Source organism: Ferruginivarius sediminum (genome assembly GCF_003344765.1).
GTDB classification, from domain to species: Bacteria; Pseudomonadota; Alphaproteobacteria; order Kiloniellales; family Rhodovibrionaceae; genus Ferruginivarius; species Ferruginivarius sediminum.
The window spans coordinates 88,991-106,356 of record NZ_QPMH01000013.1 but is presented as its reverse complement, the minus strand read 5'-3'; the positions used below and the strand labels follow the sequence as shown (position 1 = coordinate 106,356).

Sequence of the window (17,366 nt, the reverse complement as noted above, 5' to 3'; positions counted from 1 at the left end):
CCACCACCGCCGGGAATGCAACGCCCTCGATCCCAGCCCGCGCTCAGACATCGCCGCCCGAAAATCCAACGGTTGAGCGCGCCTCGGCCGGGTTTTTCAGCGTCCTGCTAGAAAACTTGGCGGAAGGTGTAGCGCACCTGCCGCCCTTCCTGCGCGAACCGATAAATGTCGCCACACAGCGCGATCAGGTCCGGATCGTGGTCGAACGACTGCGCGTCCGCCAGGGCCTTGAGCTGGCGCAGATCGCGCTGGTCCAGCGACAGCATCGGCGTCCCGTCCTCGTCCTGGCCGGCCGTGCCGATTGCGAAGGCCTCGCGGATGTCGTGAAGATGGTAGTCACCCCCGCGGTCGCTGTGGATCAGCCGCCAGCGGCCGTCGGGATCGCGGGCATAGACGCCGGGCTCGCTCATTACGTTGAAACCTCCTCGCGTGGATCGGTATCGAGCGTCGCCAGCCGCTCAATGCTGCCTTCCTCCACCAGCCAGTCGCGAATGGCCAGGATATCGTCCTTCAGCGGCAGGTGACGCGGCCAGACGACGTAAAAGCCATGGTCGGTGCGGTAGCGCGCCTCCACTGCCCTCGCTGGTGAGGCCGATCGAAACGTCGCCAAAGAACTTGCGCCCGTTCTCGGTCAGCGCGGTGCGCCGGTTTGCGCGCGTGAACAGCGTCGTGCCCAGATCCTGCTCCAGCCGGCGGATGCCGGCACTGACGGCCGCCTGACTGGCGTTCAGCTCCTCGGCGGTCAGCGTGAAGCTGCCTAGGCGCGCCGTCGCCTTGAAGGCGAACAGGCTGGTGGGCGAGGGCATGGCGCGGCGCAGGCTTTGCATAATATCAGGTTATCGTTCGAACGAGATTTTTTGCTCGTCACGCGGCGTTTGAACGCCGCTATCGTAAACTTATTGCAACGTCCGGGGAACCTATCGGCGCCGGCAGGACGCCGGGGCATCGTCACTGTACTGATCTGCGTCAAGGCATCTCTTCGAAGTGTTGCCATATTCGAGGGCCGTTACTCGAGGCGGGCCGATATGATCGAGGGTTTCTTTCCCGCGACCGCGATGCCGGATAAGGACTGGTGGGCGGCGCTGTGGCCGAGCCCAGAGGCTGTCCTGCGGGCGCTCGGCATTCGGCCCGGGATGACCGTTGTGGACCTGTGTTGCGGCGACGGCTACTTCACGGCGCCACTCGCACGGATCGTCCAGGGACAGGTGTACGCCGTCGACATCGATCCGGCGATGATCGAGCAATGCCGCGCCGCGCTCGACGCTGCCGGCGCCAGTGTGCTCAGTCTGATATGCGCGGATGCACGCGGGCTCCCCGATCTGCTGGACGGCGAGGTCGACTGCGTCCTGATCGCCAACACCTTCCACGGCGTCCCGGACAAGACCGGAATGGCGATGGCCGCGGCTCGGGTGCTCCGACCCGGGGGATGCCTAATCGTCGTGAACTGGTATCCACTGCCGCGCGAGCGCACGGTCGTCGTCGGAGAGCCACGCGGCCCGCGCACGGATATGCGGATGTCGCCCGAGCAGGTGCGAGAGGCCGTGGAGCCGGCAGGGTTTGTCCAGGATCGAGTGGTCGACCTGCCGCCGTTCCACTATGGGGCGATCTTCCAGAAAGAGGTCCCGGAGCAGGAGGAAAAGAGGCGATGACCGAGAAAGACGACACGACCGGGCGCAGCGGCAGCCCGATGGAGATGGGCATGGAGATGGCGAAGCGAATGATGGCGCAGATGGGGGCCGGCTCGCCCGACCCCATGGCCATGATGCAGAAGATGATGAAGCGGATGGGCGAGGAGGACCACAGCCCACCGCCGATGATGCAGATGTGCATGGGCATGTGCGCGGAGATGCTGACTGCGATCAAACGGACCACAGACATGGCCGGCTTCGCCACGCCGGAACTGCATGCGCTCTTCGAGGAATGGCTCGAAACGGCCGAAGATCGGGCGATGCAGCACTTGCGCGAGACCCCCGACGCCGACCAAGCCAGCATCTCTGAAGCTCTGGAGATTGGTGAGGCCAGCGCCGCCTACCTCCTGGCGCACCTGGCCCGGCGCGGCAAGGTTACGCTGCGGGCGGCGCCACGGGACGGAGGTCAGTGATGGAGCCCTGGCACACGATGCCCTGGTACGGGATGGTGCTTGGGCCGCTGATGATGGTGCTTGTCCTGACCACCGTCATCGTCGTCGCAGTGATCATCGTGCGCTGGCTGGGAGGCAGCTTTCCAGACGGCGGACCCGACCAGGCCCGGTCTGCCGCAAAGGCGCCATTGAGGATCCTGGAGGAGAGGTACGCGCGGGGCGAGATCGACAAGGAAGAATTCGAGGAACGCCGGCGCACTCTCGGATACTGACGCTGGGCCAAACCGCTGACCGCGCAAAGCCGCTGGGCTTCGTCGACGAACTCTACCAGCAGGGAGAAGCGGACGGTCGGCCGCACGGGCGCCGCTTGCCGGCACCGAACATCAAAAATGCGGCTTTAGGCGCGAACCGCCAAAATGCCATCATCCGATGCGACAGAGTGCGATAGAGAGAGGACCATGGCCCGCAACGACCCGCTGCTTCAGCCCTTCACGCTCAAGCACCTGGAACTCCGCAACCGGATTTGCTCCACCGCGCACGAGCCGAACTATGCCGAGAACGGCCTGCCGACGGAGCGCTATCGCCTCTACCACGAAGAGAAGGCGAAGGGCGGCATCGGGCTGACGTTCATCGGCGGCTCCGCCGTGGTGGACCGGGATTCGCCGCCGGCCTTCGGCAACCTGCACCTCTGGGACGACGCCATCGTGCCGCACTTCCGGGCGCTGGCCGAGGGTGTGCATGCGCACGGTGCGGCGGTGATGTGCCAGATCACCCACCTGGGTCGGCGCACCGCCAACATGACGGCGGACTGGCTGCCTGTGCTCTCTCCCTCCTGCGTGCGGGAGCCGGCGCACAGGGCGTTCCCGAAGGCGATGGAGGACTTCGACATCGCCCGCGTGGTGCGCGCCTATGGCATGGCGGCGCGGCGTTGCCGGGACGGCGGCCTGGACGGCATCGAGATCGAGGCCTACGGCCACCTGCTGGACGCCTTCTGGTCGCCGATGACCAACCGGCGGGACGATGAGTACGGCGGCTCGCTCGATAACCGCCTGCGCTTTGCCCATCAGGTCATTGCCGAGATCCGCCGGCAGGTAGGTGCGGACTATATCCTCGGCATCCGCATGGTGGTGGACGAGGATCTGAAGAACGGCCTGCGCTGCGAGGAGGGCATGAAGATCGCCCGCCGCCTGACGGCCGACGGCGGTGTGGACTTCGTCAACGTTATCAAGGGCCATATCGACACTGATGAGGGCCTGTCGCACGTCATTCCCGGCATGGGCACGCCCGCCGCGCCGCACCTGGAACTGGCCGGGCGGGTGAAGCGGGAACTAGGCGTGCCGGTGCTGCACGCCGCCCGCATAAACGACGTGGCGACCGCCCGCCATGCCGTGGCCGAGGGGCACGTCGATCTTGTCGGCATGACCCGCGCGCACATGGCCGACCCGCATATCGCGCTGAAGCTGGCTCGCGGGGACGAGGAGCGCATCCGCCCATGCGTCGGCGTCGGCTACTGCATCGACCGGATCTACGAGGGCGGCGACGCGCTGTGCATCCACAACGCCGCCACCGGGCGCGAGCAATCGATGCCGCACGTCATTCCGAAGGCCGAGGGGCGTGCGAAGAAGGTCGTGGTCGTCGGCGCCGGCCCCGCCGGGCTGGAGGCCGCGCGCGTCGCGGCACTGCGCGGGCACGGCGTGACGGTTTTCGAGGCGGCGGACCGCCCCGGCGGACAGGTCCGCCTTGCCGCCGCGTTACAGCGCCGGGGGGAGATCATGGGCATGATCGACTGGCTGGAGGACGAGGCGGTGCGCGCCGGTGCCGAGCTGCGCATCAACACCTTCGCCGAGCGGGCGGAGGTGATGGCGGAGGCGCCGGATGTCGTGGTCGTCGCCACCGGCGGGCTACCCAATACCAGCTTCCTGGAGGAGGGCGAGAATCTGGCGACGACAAGTTGGGACGTCCTGAGCGGCCAGGCCGTGGCCGGGCAGGACGTGCTGGTCTACGACGACAACGGCGCGCACCCCGGCGTGACCGCTGCCGAATACCTGGCCCGCGCGGGCAGCCGCGTCCACTACGTCACGCCGGAGCGCATGCTTTCTCCCGATATCGGCGGCACGAACTATCCTGCCTACTTCCGGGCGTTCGGCCAGTTCGGGGTCGAGACCACGGTGAACCGTCGCCTGCTGGGGCTGCGCCGGAACGGCAACAAGCTGGAGGCCATGCTCTGGGACGACTACGCCAAGGCTGACCATATCGTCCCCGTGGACCAGGTGGTGGTCGAGCACGGCACTTTGCCCTTCGACGAGCTGTACTTCGACCTCAAGGACGGCTCCGCCAACCGGGGCGAGGTTGACTACGACGCCCTGCTCGCCGGCCGCCCGCAGCCCGTGGGTCAGGGCGCGAACGGCGGTTACTGGCTGGTCCGCATCGGCGACGCCGTGGCCAGCCGGAACATCCATGCGGCGATCTACGATGCGCTGCGGGTGGTGAAGGACATTTAGCGAAGACGTGGTGTCAGGCGCACAGACGGGCCCCTTCGGCGCGTCCCAGCGCCAGCGACGCGGCAACCTCCGCCACGTGCCTTCCCTGAAAGCGTGCCCCGTCAAGCTCGTTCCGGCTTGGCGGACGGTAGACGCCGCCGTTACCGCCCACGTCGAAACCCAGGCGCGGCTGACCTCGATGTTGTCGGATGAGGACAAGGCCGCCCTCAACGGTCTCCTCGCCAAGTACCTGGCAGGTTTCGAGGGTGATTCCTGAGGCCGCTTCGGTTTCGAAGCGACGTCCACGGCGATGCCCCCGCGTGACACAGACTGGTCACTGTCACGCCGTCGATCGTGCAATAACATCCCCCTTTGGGTGAAGACGTCAGTTGATTCGTGCGATCAAAGCGGAGGTAATAGTAAATAAGTTCGGCTTCTATAACAGATGTTAAAGGTCTAAATCCGGGTTTTCATTTGTTAAAATTGGCAAATCCGGAAATGATGACTGGTGTGTGGATGGGTGTGAATGCCTCTCGCGGGGCGGCTGACGCGAGCGGTCTTTTCGTGTGGGGTTTGCAGCCGACAAATTGGGGGATTGATTCATGAAACTGAGGCTTATCGCCCTCGGCGCGCTTTTGTTGTCGCCGGGGGTGGCCGCGGCGCATGAGCCGCATGCGTGTCCGCTCGATTTCCCGGACTCGCCTGTCCTGTCCGGCCATCTGGAGCAGGCCGATATCGCGGAGGGCTTCGTTCCGTTCAGGGAACTCTTCGAGCGTGGGCGCGAACTTTTCGTCGCCAAGGTGAACAAGTGCGACGGTCAGGGCCGGCCCGCGACGACGGGGGCGGGCGACAAACGGGTGCCGGACCAGCCCAGCTTCATCCGCACCTCGGCGCCGGAGTCGAACTCCTGCGCGGGCTGCCACAGCGATCCGCGGCCGGGCGGCGCCGGTGGCTTCGTCGCCAACGTCTTCGTGCTGGCGCAGGCGCTGGATCCGGTGACCGAGAGTGTCAGTCCCGAGTTCAGCAACAGCCGCAACACGCTTGGCATGTTCGGCTCGGGCGCCATCGACATGCTTGGCCGCGAGATGACGGCGGAGCTTCGCGCGCAGGCGACGGGGCTGCCGGACGGCGACCATGTCCTGACGACGAAGGGGGTGGACTTCGAGGTCACCATCGCCGGTGGTGAGGTTGTCGCCAGCCGCGGCATCGACACCGACCTGGTCGTGAAGCCGTTCCATCAGGCTGGGGTGGTGCGCTCCGTGCGCGAGTTCACGGTGAACGCCTATAACCACCACCACGGCATGCAGGCGGAAGAGCGCTTCGACCTCAATCCGGCGAAGGGGTTCGACCCGGATTTCGACGAGGACGGGGTGGAGCATGAGCTGACCGTCGGCGACATAACGGCCGCGACGATCTTCCAGGCCGCCCTTGGCGTGCCGGGCCAGGTGCTGCCGGCGGACCGGGACGAACGGCGCGAGGTCCGGCGTGGCGAACAGCTTTTTTCGGACGTGGGCTGTGCCTCCTGTCACGTGCCGGCAATGCGCCTCAACAGCCGAATGTATGTTGAGCCGTACGAGCTCAATCCCGACGGCACGTTCAACGAAGCCGCGCAGGCCGTGTCGTTCGACATGACACGCGACGGCGAGCGGCCGCGGCTGGAGCGGGCGCGCGGCGGCGGCGCCATCGTCCGCGCCTACACCGACCTCAAGCGTCACAACCTTTGCGACCCCGAGGACAGGCCGGACGCCATCCGCTTCTTCTGCAACGAGCAGCTCGACCAGGGCCGGCCCGAGCAGGACGGCCGCCCGGGCCGCGAGTTCTTCATCACCCGCAAGCTCTGGGACGTCGGCAACTCGGCCCCCTACGGCCATCGCGGGGATTTGACGACCATCACCGAAGCCATCCTCGCCCACGGCGGTGAGGCCCGCGAGTCCCGCGACGCCTTTGACGAGCTGCTGGTCGAGGATCGCGCCGCCATCGTCAGCTTCCTGAAGTCGCTGCAGGTACTGCCGCCGAACTCTCCGCGCGTTAAGACGGACGGCTGGCAGGGCGTGTTTCGCCGGGGAAGCAATGTCAGGGCCTTGGCGCAGTCGGGCTCCCCATTCTTCAAGTAGCGTTGGAATTTTTCTCGCGCCCCGTCGTCCGGTCCGGGCGGCGGGGCACCTTCCAGTCGTCGGTTCTTTCGGGTAACTTTCGCCCGGCTGCAGGCGGCGCTAAGCTGAAATATGCGTGCATTGCGGTCGATAGCTCGGCATGCCGTGGTTGCCCTGGTTGTGTCCCTGCTCGCGAATGGAACGGTGGCGGCGCAGGAAGGGGTGGACCTGGAACTCGTGCTGCTGGCGGATGGCTCGCGCTCCATCGATGCCGCCGAGCTTCGCTTCCAGCGTGAGGGCTATGCCACCGCCATGCAGGACCCGGCGGTCCTGGCGGCGATTGGCGGTGGCTATTACCAGCGGATTGCGGTCGCCTATGTCGAATGGGGCGGGGCGCATTCGCAGAAGCTGATCGTTCCGTGGATGGCGATTGATGGCCCGGAAAGTGCCGCGCGCTTTGCTGACACTCTGCTGTCCTCGACGGATCGGGCAGAGGGCGTCAACGCTATCGGGACGGCCATTGCCCTGGCTCACGAGCTTATCGAGACCAACGCCTATGATGCGGCCCGCAAGGTGATCGATTTTTCGGGCGACAGTGCGAACAACATGGACGGACCGCCACTGGCGCCCGCCCGCGCGCAGGCCCTTGCCGCCGGCGTCACCATCAACGGGTTGGCAGTTCTTTGCTATGCCTGCAGCGGGCCGCCGGTGAGCTACGACCTCGTCTCGGCGTTCGAACGGTCGATTACGGGCGGGCCGGGCAGCTTCGTCATCAGCGCGGATAACACGACGCGCTTCACCGACGCGGTGCGCCGCAAGCTGATACTGGAAATCGCGGGAAAACCCGCCCGAACCAAGGCCCCTGCCAGCTAGAACTGCCGCGTCTCGCCCGGTTCCATCACCACGACGTTGCCTTGGTAATCGTCCCCCAGCGCTTCCTTGAACGCCTCGGGCGTACCCTTCAATGGCGGGAAAGTCCCGTAGTGCATCGGCACGACGATTTCGGTCTTCAGAAGGTTCTCGACCGCGTAGGCAGCATGGGCCGGGTCCATCGTGAAGTGCCCGCCGATGGGGAGGAATGCGACGTCCGGCCGGTAGTAATCGGCGATGAACGCCATGTCCGAGAACACGCCCGTGTCGCCGGCATGATAGAGCGTCGGACCGTTGCTCAACTCAATGATATAGCCGGCGGGCTCGCCGCCGGGATAGACCTGCTCCGCGCCGGTTTCCGGGTTGGCGTGGACGACTTCGGAGCTGTGTTCGGCGTGCGTCATCGTGACCGTCACGCCTTCCAGCGGCTCGATGGGACCACCCTTGTTGAAGCGGATCAACTGGTCCGCCGGCACGATACCCAGCGTGCGGAAGGTGTGTCCCATGTCCGCGTTCAGAGCGACCTTGGCGCCCGTCATCCTGGCGATCTCGCCGGTATCGCCGATATGGTCGCCATGGCCATGGGTGACGAGGATCAGATCCACGTCGCCAAGCGCGGCAAGATCCTTGTGCTCGTCGGGCGTCAGCGGATTTCCGGTTATGAAGGGGTCGATCAGGATCACCTGATCGCGGGACGTGGTGATCTTGTAAGCGGCTTGCCCGAACCACTGTACGTCCGCGCTCCAGGCCGGTGCCCCGAACACGCTTAACGCGAGTGTCAGCGTGAAGGTCTTCAGGCAGCGAAACATATCGTCGCTCCTCCCGTCCGTTGGTTCGTCGAAGCCGTATCGCTCCACCGATGAGAGCATAACACGGCTCGCCAGGGCTGCGACGAGGGAAGCGAAGACGGTTGCCGCGTCTGGAGTAGCTGTTACCCGACCTCCACCAGCGCATGCCGCTTCTTGCCGGCGGAGAGCTTGATAACCCCGTTCTCGCCGATGTCGGCCGCGCTCACCTGTGCCGATTCGTCCGCGATCTTGGCGTCGTTCACCCTGGCGCCGCCGCCCTTGATGAGCCGGCGAGCCTCGCCGTTCGTATTGGCAAGGCCGGTTTCGCGCAAAAGTTCGTACAACGGCACGCCGCCGGCCAGCCGGTCACGGGACACGGCGATGCGCGGCAGATCCTCGCCCAGCGTGTGCTCCTCGAACACGCGGCGGGCCGTTTCGGCGGCGGTGGCGGCTGCGTCCTCGCCGCGGCACAGCTTCGTGGCCTCGAACGCCAGGACCTTCTTCGCCTCGTTGATCTCCGCGCCCGGCAGCGCCTCCAGCCGTTCGATCTCCTCGATCGGCAGGCCGGTGAACAGGCGCAGGAAGCGGCCGACGTCGGCGTCCTCGGTGTTGCGCCAGAACTGATAGTAGTCGTAGCTGGACAGGTTCTTCTCGTTCAGCCAGATGGCTCCCTGATGGGTCTTGCCCATCTTCTGGCCGGAGGCCGTGGTCATCAGCGGCGTGGTCAGACCGAACAGCTCTCGCCCGTCCACCCGGCGGGTCAGCTCGACACCGTTGACGATATTGCCCCACTGGTCCGAGCCGCCCATTTGCAGACGGCAGTCCATCCGGCGCGACAGCTCCAGGAAGTCGTAGGCCTGGAGGATCATGTAGTTGAACTCCAGGAACGTCAGTGGCTGCTCGCGGTCCAGGCGCAGGCGCACGGAGTCGAAGGTCAGCATCCGATTGACCGAGAAGTGCTGGCCATAGTCACGCAGGAACGAGATGTAGTTGAGGTCGCGCAGCCAGTCGTCGTTGTTCACCATGACGGCGTCGGTCGGTCCGTCGCCGAACGTGAGGAACTGGCGGAAAATCGCCTTGATTCCGGCCATGTTGGCCTGGATCTCGTCGTCGCCGAGAAGCTGGCGCTGGCCGTCCTTGCCGGAAGGGTCGCCGATCTTCGTCGTGCCGCCGCCCATCAGCACTACCGGCTTGTGACCCGTCTGTTGCAGCAGGCGCAGCAGCATGATCGGCACCAGCGAGCCGACGTGCAGCGAATCCGCCGTGCAGTCGAAGCCGATATAGGCCGGCACCGGTGCCTTTTCGCACAGGACGGTGTCCAGGCCGTCGGTGTCGGTCGCCTGGTGGATGTAACCGCGTGCTTGCGCTTCCCGGAGGAATTCGGATTTCGGCTGACTCATCTCGGCTCACTTCAGCTTGCAGGGCGCGCGGGCACTTAGCACAATCGCCCGATGTTGCCAATCGACGCCACGCGTGCGCGGTCGCACGGGGCAGGGGGAATGCCATGACCGAGACCAAGTCCGATCTCGTGTGGGCCCTCGGCCTGATGAGCGGCACTTCCCGCGACGGCATCGACGCCGCCTTGATCCAGAGTGACGGCGCCAGCCGCGTCGTTGCCGGCGCGTCGCTGTCCCGACCTTACGGCCCGGTGTTCCGCGAGCGCCTGACCGCTCTCGTCAACGGGGAAGGCGACGTGGCGGCGGTGGCGCGCGAATTGACCGACCTGCACGCCGACGCGGTCGAGGCGCTGCTCTCGACATCCGGCATCGCGAGGTCCAGCGTGCGCGTCATCGGCTTCCACGGCCATACTGTGCATCATAATCCGGCGGCGGGCATGACCTTGCAGATCGGCGACGGCGCGCGGCTGGCGGCGTTGACCGGCGTCGATACGGTGAACGACTTCCGTGCCGCCGACGTCGCGGCGGGCGGGCAGGGCGCACCCTTGGCGCCGCTCTATCATGCCGCCCGCGCCGCCGCACTGGACAAGCCGCTGGCGGTCCTGAATCTGGGCGGCGTCGGGAATGTCACCTGGTTGGGCGCGGATGGCCGGATCATCGCCTGCGACACCGGTCCCGGCAACGCGCTGATCGACGATCTGGTGTTCCGGCGCACCGGCGATGCATTCGACGCCGGCGGCGCTATCGCGGCGGCGGGGCGCGTGGACGAGGCGGTGCTGGCGCGTCTGCTGGAGCATCCCTATTTCGCCGCGCCTCCGCCGAAGTCTTTGGATCGCGATGCCTTCGACGCGGCGCGGGTCGAGCCCCTGTCGCTGGAAGATGCGGCGGCGACGCTGGCCGCTTTCACCGCGGGATCGGTGGCCGCGGCGCTGCCGCATTTGCCGGCAGCGCCGCGCCGCTGGCTGGTCACCGGCGGCGGACGGCACAACCCCGCGCTGATGGATGCTCTGCGCCGGGTTTTGGAGGTGCCGGTGGAGCCGGTGGAGGCGGCGGGCTGGGACGGCGACGCGTTGGAGGCGGAGGCTTTTGCCTATCTGGCGCTACGCGCGCTGAACGGCTGGCCGCTGTCGCTGCCCGAAACCACGGGCGTGCCGAGGCCGATGCCCGGCGGGCGACATCATGCCGCATCGCCGGCAAAAGCAGGTGGCGGCGCGGCGGCCGGGGGTGCGGCGCGGGGATTCTGACGGCCGATCCCGCTTAGCGCGCGGCGGCCTGCGCTTCCTGCGCGCCCTCGGCGTGCTGGCGCAGGTAGTCCTCCACGTGGCCCGTCATCTCCTCCATCCGGTCCGTGAAGAAGTGGTTCGCCCCCTGCACCACGCGGTAGTCGACCGTGATGTCGCGCTGCTGCGAGAGCTTGTTCACCAGCTTTGCCACCGACGGCTCCGGCACGATGTCGTCCTTGTCGCCCTGCAGCACCAACCCAGAGGAGGGGCAGGGAGCAAGGAAGGAGAAATCGTACATGTTCGCCGGCGGCGCCACCGAGATGAAGCCGCTGATCTCCGGCCGGCGCATCAGAAGCTGCATGCCGATCCAGGCGCCGAAGGAGAAGCCGGCAATCCAGCAACTGGCGGCGCCTTCGTTGTACATCTGCAGCCAGTCCAGCGCCGAGGCGGCGTCGGAAAGCTCGCCCTCGCCCCTATCGAATTCGCCCTGTGAGCGGCCCACGCCGCGGAAGTTGAACCGCAGGACCGAGAAGCCCTGCCGGGCGAAGGTCTGATAGAGGTTGTAGACCACCTTGTTGTTCATGGTTCCGCCATGCTGCGGGTGCGGGTGCAGCATGAGGGCGATGGGCGCCTTGGGCGTACGCCCATGCTGGTAGCGCCCCTCCAGTCGGCCTTCCGGCCCGGCAAAGATCACATCAGGCATTGTGTCGTGTCTTCGGTCCCAGTCTTGCGTAACGGTCGTCGGCCGTTCCCGTCGTTGCTTCCCGCCCCGCGGGTCGGGGCGATCGAGGCCCGTCGGCCGGGCGTGGCGAAAACTTGATCAATTTACTCAGGCATACTATATCGCAAACAGGTCTTTGCTGCCTTCGGTGTCATTCCGCCCGGCGGCACGACGGCGCCAAAGTCCGCGCACACTACTACCACGATGGTGGAAGCCATGTTCAAGAGTCTGCGGGACGAAATCGACGGCATCATGGCCCGCGATCCGGCGGCACGCTCCTGGCTAGAGGTAGTGCTTTGCTATCCCGGATTCCAGGCCTTGGCCTTCTATCGTATGGCCAACTGGCTGTGGCGGCATGGTTTTCACCTGAGCGGGCGCTGGGTTTCGCACCTTGGCCGCGTTCTCACCGGTATCGAGATTCATCCTGGCGCCAGGATTGGCCGTAACCTCTTCATCGATCACGGCATGGGCGTCGTCATCGGCGAGACGGCCGAGATCGGCGACGATGTCACGCTCTATCACGGCGTCACACTGGGCGGCATATCGCCCAGCGAGAACAGCGACGAGCAGCGCAACCGCAAGCGTCATCCCACGCTTGGCGACCGGGTGATCGTCGGCTCCGGCGCGCAGGTCCTGGGCCCCTTCGAGGTTGGCGAATGTGCGCGCATCGGCGCCAACGCGGTAGTGACCAAGCCGGTGCCGGCGCGTGCCACGATGGTGGGCAACCCGGCCAAGCAACTGCCGATGCGCGACCAGCCGCACGAGGCGGAGCCGCGCTTCGTCGCCTACGGCACGCCGACGGGCGACATCCCCGACCCGGTGGCCCGCGCCCTGGACGGCTTGCTGCAGGAGGTGCACGGACTGCGCGCCCGCGTGCAGGAACTTGAGTCGCAGCAGGGCGAGGGCCGGGGAACGCTGCCGCCTCACGGCGAGGAGCAGGAGACGGAACGCGAGGAAACCCGGCAGAGCCGTGTGGAAGGGAAGTGCTGACGGCCGGCGCGCTGTCGATCCCGGCAGCGCGATCAGCGCGCGAGGAGACTGATCTGTCATGAAGCTGAGTGCAAAGGGCCGGTACGCCGTGATGGCGATGTGCGACCTTGCAAGCCAGAGCGATAGCGGTAAGCCCGTCGCCCTTGCCGACATCGCCGATCGACAGGAAATTTCGCTGTCCTACCTGGAACAGCTTTTCGCGAAGCTGCGCCGGGGCGGTCTGGTCAACAGCGTCCGCGGCCCCGGTGGCGGCTACCTGCTGGCGCGGGAGGCGGAGGAGACGCGCGTTGCGGATATCATCCTCGCGGTCGACGAGCCGATACGGGCGACCCGCTGCTCGCCTGCGCAGCCGTTTGGGTGCCGCAGCAACAAGGCGCGGTGCCTCACCCACGACCTTTGGGAGGAGCTGGGCAACCAGATCTATCTCTATCTGTCCTCGGTCAGCGTGGCGGACGTGATCGAGCGGCGTATCCCGGCCGGCCGGCGGGAGCGGGCGCCGGACAACGGGTCGGGCAACGGTTCCGTCGCCGCGGAATGACCTATCCCGCACTCGAACACCGGTAAAAGGGGAAGCCCACGGCAGGCATGAGCACTCCGGTCTATCTCGATTATAACGCGACCGTCCCGGTCCGGCCCGAGGCGGCCGACGCCATGACCGCCGCGCTTGGCGAGGTGGGCAACGCCTCCTCGGTCCACCGCTTCGGCCGCGCCACGCGGCGCCGCGTGGAGGCGGCGCGCGAGGCCATCGCCGCGCTTGCCGGGGCGCGGCCGTCGCAGGTCGTCTTTACCTCCGGCGGCACCGAAGCCAACAACATGGCGCTGCTCGGCACCGGCCGCCCGCGCATCCTGGTTTCGGCGGGCGAGCACGATTCCGTGCTGCGGGCGATGCCGCAGGCCGAGCGCATTCCCCTGCAGCGCGACGGGCGTATCGACCTGACGGCGCTGGCAACGATGCTGGCGGACGATCCGCGGCCGGCGCTGGTGTCGGTGATGCTGGCGAACAACGAGACCGGCGTGATCCAGCCCGTGGCCGAAGTGGCCACGCTGGCCCGGCAGTTCGGCGCGCGGGTCCACTGCGACGCGGTGCAGGCCGCCGGCAAGCTGCCGGTCGATATCGCAAGGTTCGGTGTCGATCTGATGACCCTCTCCGCGCACAAGCTGGGCGGGCCGCAGGGCGTGGGCGCGCTGATCGTCGCGGACGAGGCGCCGCTGCAGGCCATCGTCCACGGCGGCGGACAGGAGCGCGGCTTCCGCGCCGGCACCGAAAACGTGCCCGCCATCGCCGGCTTCGGCGCGGCGGCGCAGGCGGCGATGGCCGGGATCGACGGCATGAAGCGTCTCGGTGAATGGCGCGACCGGCTGGAGGCGCAGGTGCGTCGCGTGGCGCCAATGGTGACGATCCATGGCGCGGACGCACCCCGCCTTGCGAACACAAGCTGTATCGGCCTGCCCGGCGTGACGGCGGAAACCCAGGTCATGGCGCTCGATCTGGCGGGGGTGGCGGTGTCCTCGGGCTCGGCGTGCTCGTCGGGGAAGGTGCATCCCTCGCACGTTCTGGCGGCGATGGGTGTGGCGCGGGACGAGGCCGGCAGCGCGATCCGCGTCAGCCTGGGCTGGCGAACGGCGGAGGGGGATATAGAGCGGTTCCTCGATGCCTGGAGCCGTGTTGCCCGCCGCCACCAGGGCGCGGCGGAAGCCAGCCCGGCGGCTTGAATCCGGCCGCCTTGCGCGAAACATGACAGTTCTGGAAAGCGTCCAAGCGAGAGCCATGAGCCAGCGCCCGATCTACCTTGACTATCAGGCCACCACGCCCGTGGATCCGCGCGTGCTGGACGCCATGTGGCCGTACTTCGCGGAGCATTTCGGCAACCCGCACAGTGTCCACCACGCCTATGGCCGGAAAGCCGAGGCGGCGGTGGAGCAGGCGCGCACCGAGGTCGCCGCGTTGATCGGCGCCGAGCCGCGCGAGGTCGTGTTCACCTCCGGTGCGACGGAGTCCAACAACACGGCGATCAAGGGCGCGGCGCATTTCCATGCACAGTTCGACAAGAAGCATATCGTCACCGCCGCGACGGAACACAAATGTGTTCTGGAGAGCTGCAAGCGGCTGGAAAGCGAGGGCTTCGAGGTCACCTATCTGCCGGTGCGCGCGAACGGCCTCGTCGATCCGGACACCCTCGCCTCGGCGATGCGCGAGGATACGGTACTGGTCTCGATCATGGCGGTGAACAACGAGATCGGCGTGATCCAGCCGTTGAGCGAGATCGGGGCGCTGTGTCGGGAGCGCGGGGTCTATTTCCATACGGACGCCGCGCAGGCTGTGGGCAAGATCCCGCTGGACGTGCGGGAGATGAACATCGACCTGCTGTCGATCTCCGGCCACAAGGTCTATGGCCCCAAGGGTATCGGCGCGCTGTATATCCGCCGCCGGCCGCGCGCGCGGATCCAGCCGCTGATCGACGGCGGCGGGCAGGAGCGGGCGATGCGCTCGGGCACCGTGCCGGTGCCGCTGGCCGTGGGGCTCGGCACGGCTTGCCGCGTGGCCGGAGAGGAGATGGCCGGCGAGAGCGCGCGCCTTTGCGAACTGCGGGACCGGCTGCTTCGGGCCTTGCGGGCGCAGGTATCGGACCTGCGTGTCAATGGCGACATGGATGCGCGGATACCCGGAAATCTGAACGTCACCCTGCCGGGTATCGAGGCGGAGGCCCTGATCGAGAAGCTGGACGGCGTGGCTGTCTCCACCGCTTCCGCCTGTTCCTCGGCGTCGGTCGAGCCGTCCTACGTGCTGTCGGCGTTGGGCTTGCCGGACAGCGATGCGGCGGCCAGCCTGCGGATCGGCCTGGGCCGCTTCACCACCGCCGAGGAGATCGACAGCGCGGTGGCCCAAATCGCTGCCGCCGCGAACGATCTGCTGGCGGAAGGCACGGTCGAACGTCCGGCTCGCACGCCTGCGGCGGAATGACGCGGGATTGCGAAAATCGACTCTGGCCTTCGGATAAACATATCGGTAAGTCACGGCCTAATCCGCGAAAGATACCGGCCTGAAACGACACGGGCCTGAAGAGAGGCGAGGACGACTGCACCATGCCGAAGATGACCTTCGTTCAGAAGGATGGAAGCCGCAAGGAAGTCGAGGCCCCGATCGGGCTGTCGATTCTGGAGATCGCCCACCGCAACGGCATCGACATGGAGGGGGCGTGCGAGGGCTCTCTTGCCTGCTCCACCTGCCACATCGTCGTGGACAAGTCGTGGTACGGAAAGCTTGAGGAGCCTTCCGAGGACGAGGAGGACATGCTTGACCTCGCCTTTGGCCTCACCAAGACCTCGCGCCTGGGCTGCCAGATCATCATGACCGAGGAACTCGACGGCCTGGTGGTGAAGCTTCCCGATCAGGTCGTCAACTGGATGGACATGTAACCGCGATGACCGAGACCGGCGTGGCCAGTCCGGCGGCGCCGATTCCGCCGGACAGCTTGGTTGGAAAGCTGAAGGCGGCCTGTCCGCAGGATTGGCGGAACTATGCCGGGCACGCGTTCGTGCGCAAGCTGGCGGCCGGGACGCTGCCGGAGGCCAGTTTCCGGCATTATCTGATCCAGGACTATCTGTTCCTGATCCACTTCGCGCGCGCCTATGCGCTGGCAGTTTACAAGAGCGAAACGCTGGCCGACATGCGCGAGGCGGCGGCTGTCGTCGATGCGCTGCTCAACACCGAGATGCGCCTGCACCTGGACTATTGCGCGCGCTGGGATCTGTCGGAAGACGAGATCACCGAAACCCCGGAAGCCCGCGCGACGCTCACCTACACGCGCTTCGTCCTGGAAACCGGGCATGCCGGCGACCTGCTGGATCTTTTGGTGGCGCTGGCACCCTGCGCCTGCGGTTATGGCGAGATCGGCGCCCGGCTGATCGCCGACCCGGACACCAAGCTGGACGGCAATCCCTACCGGGAGTGGATCGAGCTTTACGGCGGCGAGGAGTTCCAGACCGTCACCCGTAACGCGGTCGCACAGCTTGACAGCGTCGCCGCCCGGCGGATCGGGGAGGCGCCGGAGGATTCGGGCCGCTGGCCGTCGCTCGTCCGCATCTTCCGCATGGCCACGCAGCTTGAGACCGATTTCTGGCAGATGGGACTGGAGCGCACCGAGTAGGCGGCGCAGGAAGAGGACCGCCTCAACCCGGCCTGTGGGGGCGGCGCGGCCGTCTCAAAGCGACGTTCAGCAGGTCCAGATAGGGAAGCGCATCCATCAGCAGCGACACGACCGTGGCCACGACGTTCACCGGCGTCCGCGGACGGGCCGGCACGGCGCGAAGCTCCATGTGGACGCGCATATGGTCGTCCCACCACAGTTGCCCGCGTGCCAGGCGGGCGTGCGCCAGGATCGTCCAGGCCGCCCGCCGTCCGACGGCATTCTCGGCTGAGTAAGGGATCACGCCGACGACCGCGCGGAGTGTGAGAAGCCCGTCCTCGCAATCCACCGGCAGCTCGGCGTGGAAGGTGATGCCGCGATAGACGAAGTCGAATCGAATCGGCTGGTCGTTCGTGCGCTGCCGGACGAATCCTTGTTCGTCCAGCTCTACATCGCCGACCTCGACCGGCATCGCAGTCTGGGAGAGCACCTCAACGGCGCTTGCCGAACTTGGAGCGTCCTTATCCACGGTCTCCGCCATCGCCGCCACCGTTACGCACTCCCCCGAACCCTCGCCAATGAACCGCATTTTATGGA

Annotated in this window: 20 protein-coding genes; 14 read left to right on the top strand and 6 right to left on the bottom strand. The window is 66.7% G+C overall.

Annotation, left to right across the window (positions count from 1 at the left end):
* Positions 1–107: 107 nt before the first annotated feature.
* A complete protein-coding gene (locus tag DRB17_RS13850) occupies positions 108–410 on the bottom strand; it encodes a hypothetical protein (protein WP_114582812.1) in 303 nt (100 codons plus the stop codon).
* A 48-nt stretch (positions 411–458) separates the two neighbouring features.
* Positions 459–827 (bottom strand): LysR family transcriptional regulator, encoded by a 369-nt coding sequence (locus DRB17_RS13845; protein ID WP_114582811.1) that lies wholly within the window; start codon positions 825–827, stop codon positions 459–461.
* Positions 828–1,025: 198 nt separating this feature from the next.
* Between DRB17_RS13845 and DRB17_RS13840 the strand changes: the two genes are divergently transcribed.
* From DRB17_RS13840 to DRB17_RS13810, 7 genes are all read left to right on the top strand, one after another.
* Positions 1,026–1,649, top strand: coding sequence for a class I SAM-dependent methyltransferase (locus DRB17_RS13840; protein ID WP_206607894.1), 624 nt, complete (start codon positions 1,026–1,028; stop codon positions 1,647–1,649).
* The gene (locus DRB17_RS13835; protein ID WP_114582810.1) at positions 1,646–2,101 is read left to right on the top strand and encodes a MarR family transcriptional regulator; all 456 of its coding nucleotides are present in this window, start codon (positions 1,646–1,648) and stop codon (positions 2,099–2,101) included. Before DRB17_RS13840 ends, DRB17_RS13835 begins: the two co-directional genes overlap by 4 nt.
* Positions 2,101–2,352 carry an SHOCT domain-containing protein gene (locus tag DRB17_RS13830; protein WP_206607893.1) on the top strand — a complete coding sequence of 84 codons (252 nt, stop codon included), beginning with the start codon at positions 2,101–2,103 and terminating at the stop codon, positions 2,350–2,352. The genes DRB17_RS13835 and DRB17_RS13830 overlap by 1 nt, the downstream gene beginning before the upstream one ends.
* A 186-nt stretch (positions 2,353–2,538) precedes the next feature.
* A complete protein-coding gene (locus DRB17_RS13825) occupies positions 2,539–4,581 on the top strand; it encodes an NADH:flavin oxidoreductase (protein WP_114582809.1) in 2,043 nt (680 codons plus the stop codon).
* A gap of 10 nt (positions 4,582–4,591) precedes the next feature.
* Positions 4,592–4,837 carry a hypothetical protein gene (locus DRB17_RS20575; protein ID WP_206607892.1) on the top strand — a complete coding sequence of 82 codons (246 nt, stop codon included), beginning with the start codon at positions 4,592–4,594 and terminating at the stop codon, positions 4,835–4,837.
* A 325-nt stretch (positions 4,838–5,162) separates the two neighbouring features.
* Positions 5,163–6,674 (top strand): di-heme oxidoredictase family protein, encoded by a 1,512-nt coding sequence (locus DRB17_RS13815; protein WP_114582808.1) that lies wholly within the window; start codon positions 5,163–5,165, stop codon positions 6,672–6,674.
* Between the two features lie 183 nt (positions 6,675–6,857).
* Positions 6,858–7,526, top strand: a complete 669-nt coding sequence (locus DRB17_RS13810) for a DUF1194 domain-containing protein (protein WP_206607891.1) — start codon at positions 6,858–6,860, stop codon at positions 7,524–7,526.
* Here the strand turns inward: DRB17_RS13810 and DRB17_RS13805 are convergent.
* Together DRB17_RS13805 and tyrS are read right to left on the bottom strand one after the other, a co-directional pair.
* Positions 7,523–8,332 carry a metal-dependent hydrolase gene (locus DRB17_RS13805; RefSeq protein ID WP_114582806.1) on the bottom strand — a complete coding sequence of 270 codons (810 nt, stop codon included), beginning with the start codon at positions 8,330–8,332 and terminating at the stop codon, positions 7,523–7,525. The two genes, DRB17_RS13810 and DRB17_RS13805, sit on opposite strands and share 4 nt — an antisense overlap.
* A gap of 122 nt (positions 8,333–8,454) precedes the next feature.
* Positions 8,455–9,711, bottom strand: a complete 1,257-nt coding sequence (gene tyrS, locus DRB17_RS13800; RefSeq protein WP_114582805.1) for a tyrosine--tRNA ligase — start codon at positions 9,709–9,711, stop codon at positions 8,455–8,457.
* 104 nt (positions 9,712–9,815) lie between these two features.
* On the opposite strand from tyrS, the gene DRB17_RS13795 reads away from it, so the two are divergent.
* Entirely contained in the window at positions 9,816–10,952 is a 1,137-nt protein-coding gene (locus DRB17_RS13795) for an anhydro-N-acetylmuramic acid kinase (RefSeq protein ID WP_114582804.1), read from the top strand.
* A 13-nt stretch (positions 10,953–10,965) separates the two neighbouring features.
* On the opposite strand, the gene DRB17_RS13790 is transcribed toward DRB17_RS13795, so the two are convergent.
* Positions 10,966–11,634 carry an alpha/beta hydrolase gene (locus DRB17_RS13790; RefSeq protein ID WP_114582803.1) on the bottom strand — a complete coding sequence of 223 codons (669 nt, stop codon included), beginning with the start codon at positions 11,632–11,634 and terminating at the stop codon, positions 10,966–10,968.
* A gap of 234 nt (positions 11,635–11,868) precedes the next feature.
* Between DRB17_RS13790 and cysE the strand changes: the two genes are divergently transcribed.
* The 6 genes from cysE (at position 11,869) to tenA (ending at position 16,790) form a co-directional block, all read left to right on the top strand.
* Positions 11,869–12,642, top strand: coding sequence for a serine O-acetyltransferase (gene cysE / locus DRB17_RS13785; RefSeq protein WP_114582815.1), 774 nt, complete (start codon positions 11,869–11,871; stop codon positions 12,640–12,642).
* 58 nt (positions 12,643–12,700) lie between these two features.
* Complete coding sequence (locus tag DRB17_RS13780; protein WP_114582802.1) at positions 12,701–13,180, top strand: Rrf2 family transcriptional regulator; 480 nt, start codon at positions 12,701–12,703, stop codon at positions 13,178–13,180.
* A gap of 47 nt (positions 13,181–13,227) precedes the next feature.
* Positions 13,228–14,355, top strand: coding sequence for a cysteine desulfurase family protein (locus DRB17_RS13775; RefSeq protein WP_114582801.1), 1,128 nt, complete (start codon positions 13,228–13,230; stop codon positions 14,353–14,355).
* 55 nt (positions 14,356–14,410) lie between these two features.
* On the top strand, positions 14,411–15,604 hold the full coding sequence (locus tag DRB17_RS13770; RefSeq protein ID WP_114582800.1) for an IscS subfamily cysteine desulfurase: 1,194 nt from the start codon (positions 14,411–14,413) through the stop codon (positions 15,602–15,604).
* Positions 15,605–15,726: 122 nt separating this feature from the next.
* Positions 15,727–16,059, top strand: a complete 333-nt coding sequence (locus DRB17_RS13765) for a ferredoxin family 2Fe-2S iron-sulfur cluster binding protein (RefSeq protein ID WP_114582799.1) — start codon at positions 15,727–15,729, stop codon at positions 16,057–16,059.
* A gap of 5 nt (positions 16,060–16,064) precedes the next feature.
* Positions 16,065–16,790: a thiaminase II gene (gene tenA, locus DRB17_RS13760; RefSeq protein ID WP_114582798.1), complete on the top strand. Its 726-nt coding sequence runs from the start codon at positions 16,065–16,067 to the stop codon at positions 16,788–16,790.
* 22 nt (positions 16,791–16,812) lie between these two features.
* Here the strand turns inward: tenA and DRB17_RS13755 are convergent, their stop codons facing one another.
* Complete coding sequence (locus DRB17_RS13755) at positions 16,813–17,358, bottom strand: hypothetical protein (RefSeq protein ID WP_114582797.1); 546 nt, start codon at positions 17,356–17,358, stop codon at positions 16,813–16,815.
* Positions 17,359–17,366 lie beyond the last annotated feature (8 nt).

Bases quoted from the DNA above. Each gene is read 5' to 3' on its own strand.
- DRB17_RS13850 (WP_114582812.1), bottom strand. From the start codon at position 410: ATGAGCGAGCCCGGCGTCTATGCCCGCGATCCCGACGGCCGCTGGCGG.
- DRB17_RS13845 (WP_114582811.1), bottom strand. From the start codon at position 827: ATGCAAAGCCTGCGCCGCGCCATGCCCTCGCCCACCAGCCTGTTCGCC.
- DRB17_RS13840 (WP_206607894.1), top strand. From the start codon at position 1,026: ATGATCGAGGGTTTCTTTCCCGCGACCGCGATGCCGGATAAGGACTGG.
- DRB17_RS13835 (WP_114582810.1), top strand. From the start codon at position 1,646: ATGACCGAGAAAGACGACACGACCGGGCGCAGCGGCAGCCCGATGGAG.
- DRB17_RS13830 (WP_206607893.1), top strand. From the start codon at position 2,101: ATGGAGCCCTGGCACACGATGCCCTGGTACGGGATGGTGCTTGGGCCG.
- DRB17_RS13825 (WP_114582809.1), top strand. From the start codon at position 2,539: ATGGCCCGCAACGACCCGCTGCTTCAGCCCTTCACGCTCAAGCACCTG.
- DRB17_RS13815 (WP_114582808.1), top strand. From the start codon at position 5,163: ATGAAACTGAGGCTTATCGCCCTCGGCGCGCTTTTGTTGTCGCCGGGG.
- DRB17_RS13805 (WP_114582806.1), bottom strand. From the start codon at position 8,332: ATGTTTCGCTGCCTGAAGACCTTCACGCTGACACTCGCGTTAAGCGTG.
- tyrS (WP_114582805.1), bottom strand. From the start codon at position 9,711: ATGAGTCAGCCGAAATCCGAATTCCTCCGGGAAGCGCAAGCACGCGGT.
- DRB17_RS13795 (WP_114582804.1), top strand. From the start codon at position 9,816: ATGACCGAGACCAAGTCCGATCTCGTGTGGGCCCTCGGCCTGATGAGC.
- DRB17_RS13790 (WP_114582803.1), bottom strand. From the start codon at position 11,634: ATGCCTGATGTGATCTTTGCCGGGCCGGAAGGCCGACTGGAGGGGCGC.
- cysE (WP_114582815.1), top strand. From the start codon at position 11,869: ATGTTCAAGAGTCTGCGGGACGAAATCGACGGCATCATGGCCCGCGAT.
- DRB17_RS13780 (WP_114582802.1), top strand. From the start codon at position 12,701: ATGAAGCTGAGTGCAAAGGGCCGGTACGCCGTGATGGCGATGTGCGAC.
- DRB17_RS13775 (WP_114582801.1), top strand. From the start codon at position 13,228: ATGAGCACTCCGGTCTATCTCGATTATAACGCGACCGTCCCGGTCCGG.
- DRB17_RS13770 (WP_114582800.1), top strand. From the start codon at position 14,411: ATGAGCCAGCGCCCGATCTACCTTGACTATCAGGCCACCACGCCCGTG.
- DRB17_RS13765 (WP_114582799.1), top strand. From the start codon at position 15,727: ATGCCGAAGATGACCTTCGTTCAGAAGGATGGAAGCCGCAAGGAAGTC.
- tenA (WP_114582798.1), top strand. From the start codon at position 16,065: ATGACCGAGACCGGCGTGGCCAGTCCGGCGGCGCCGATTCCGCCGGAC.
- DRB17_RS13755 (WP_114582797.1), bottom strand. From the start codon at position 17,358: ATGCGGTTCATTGGCGAGGGTTCGGGGGAGTGCGTAACGGTGGCGGCG.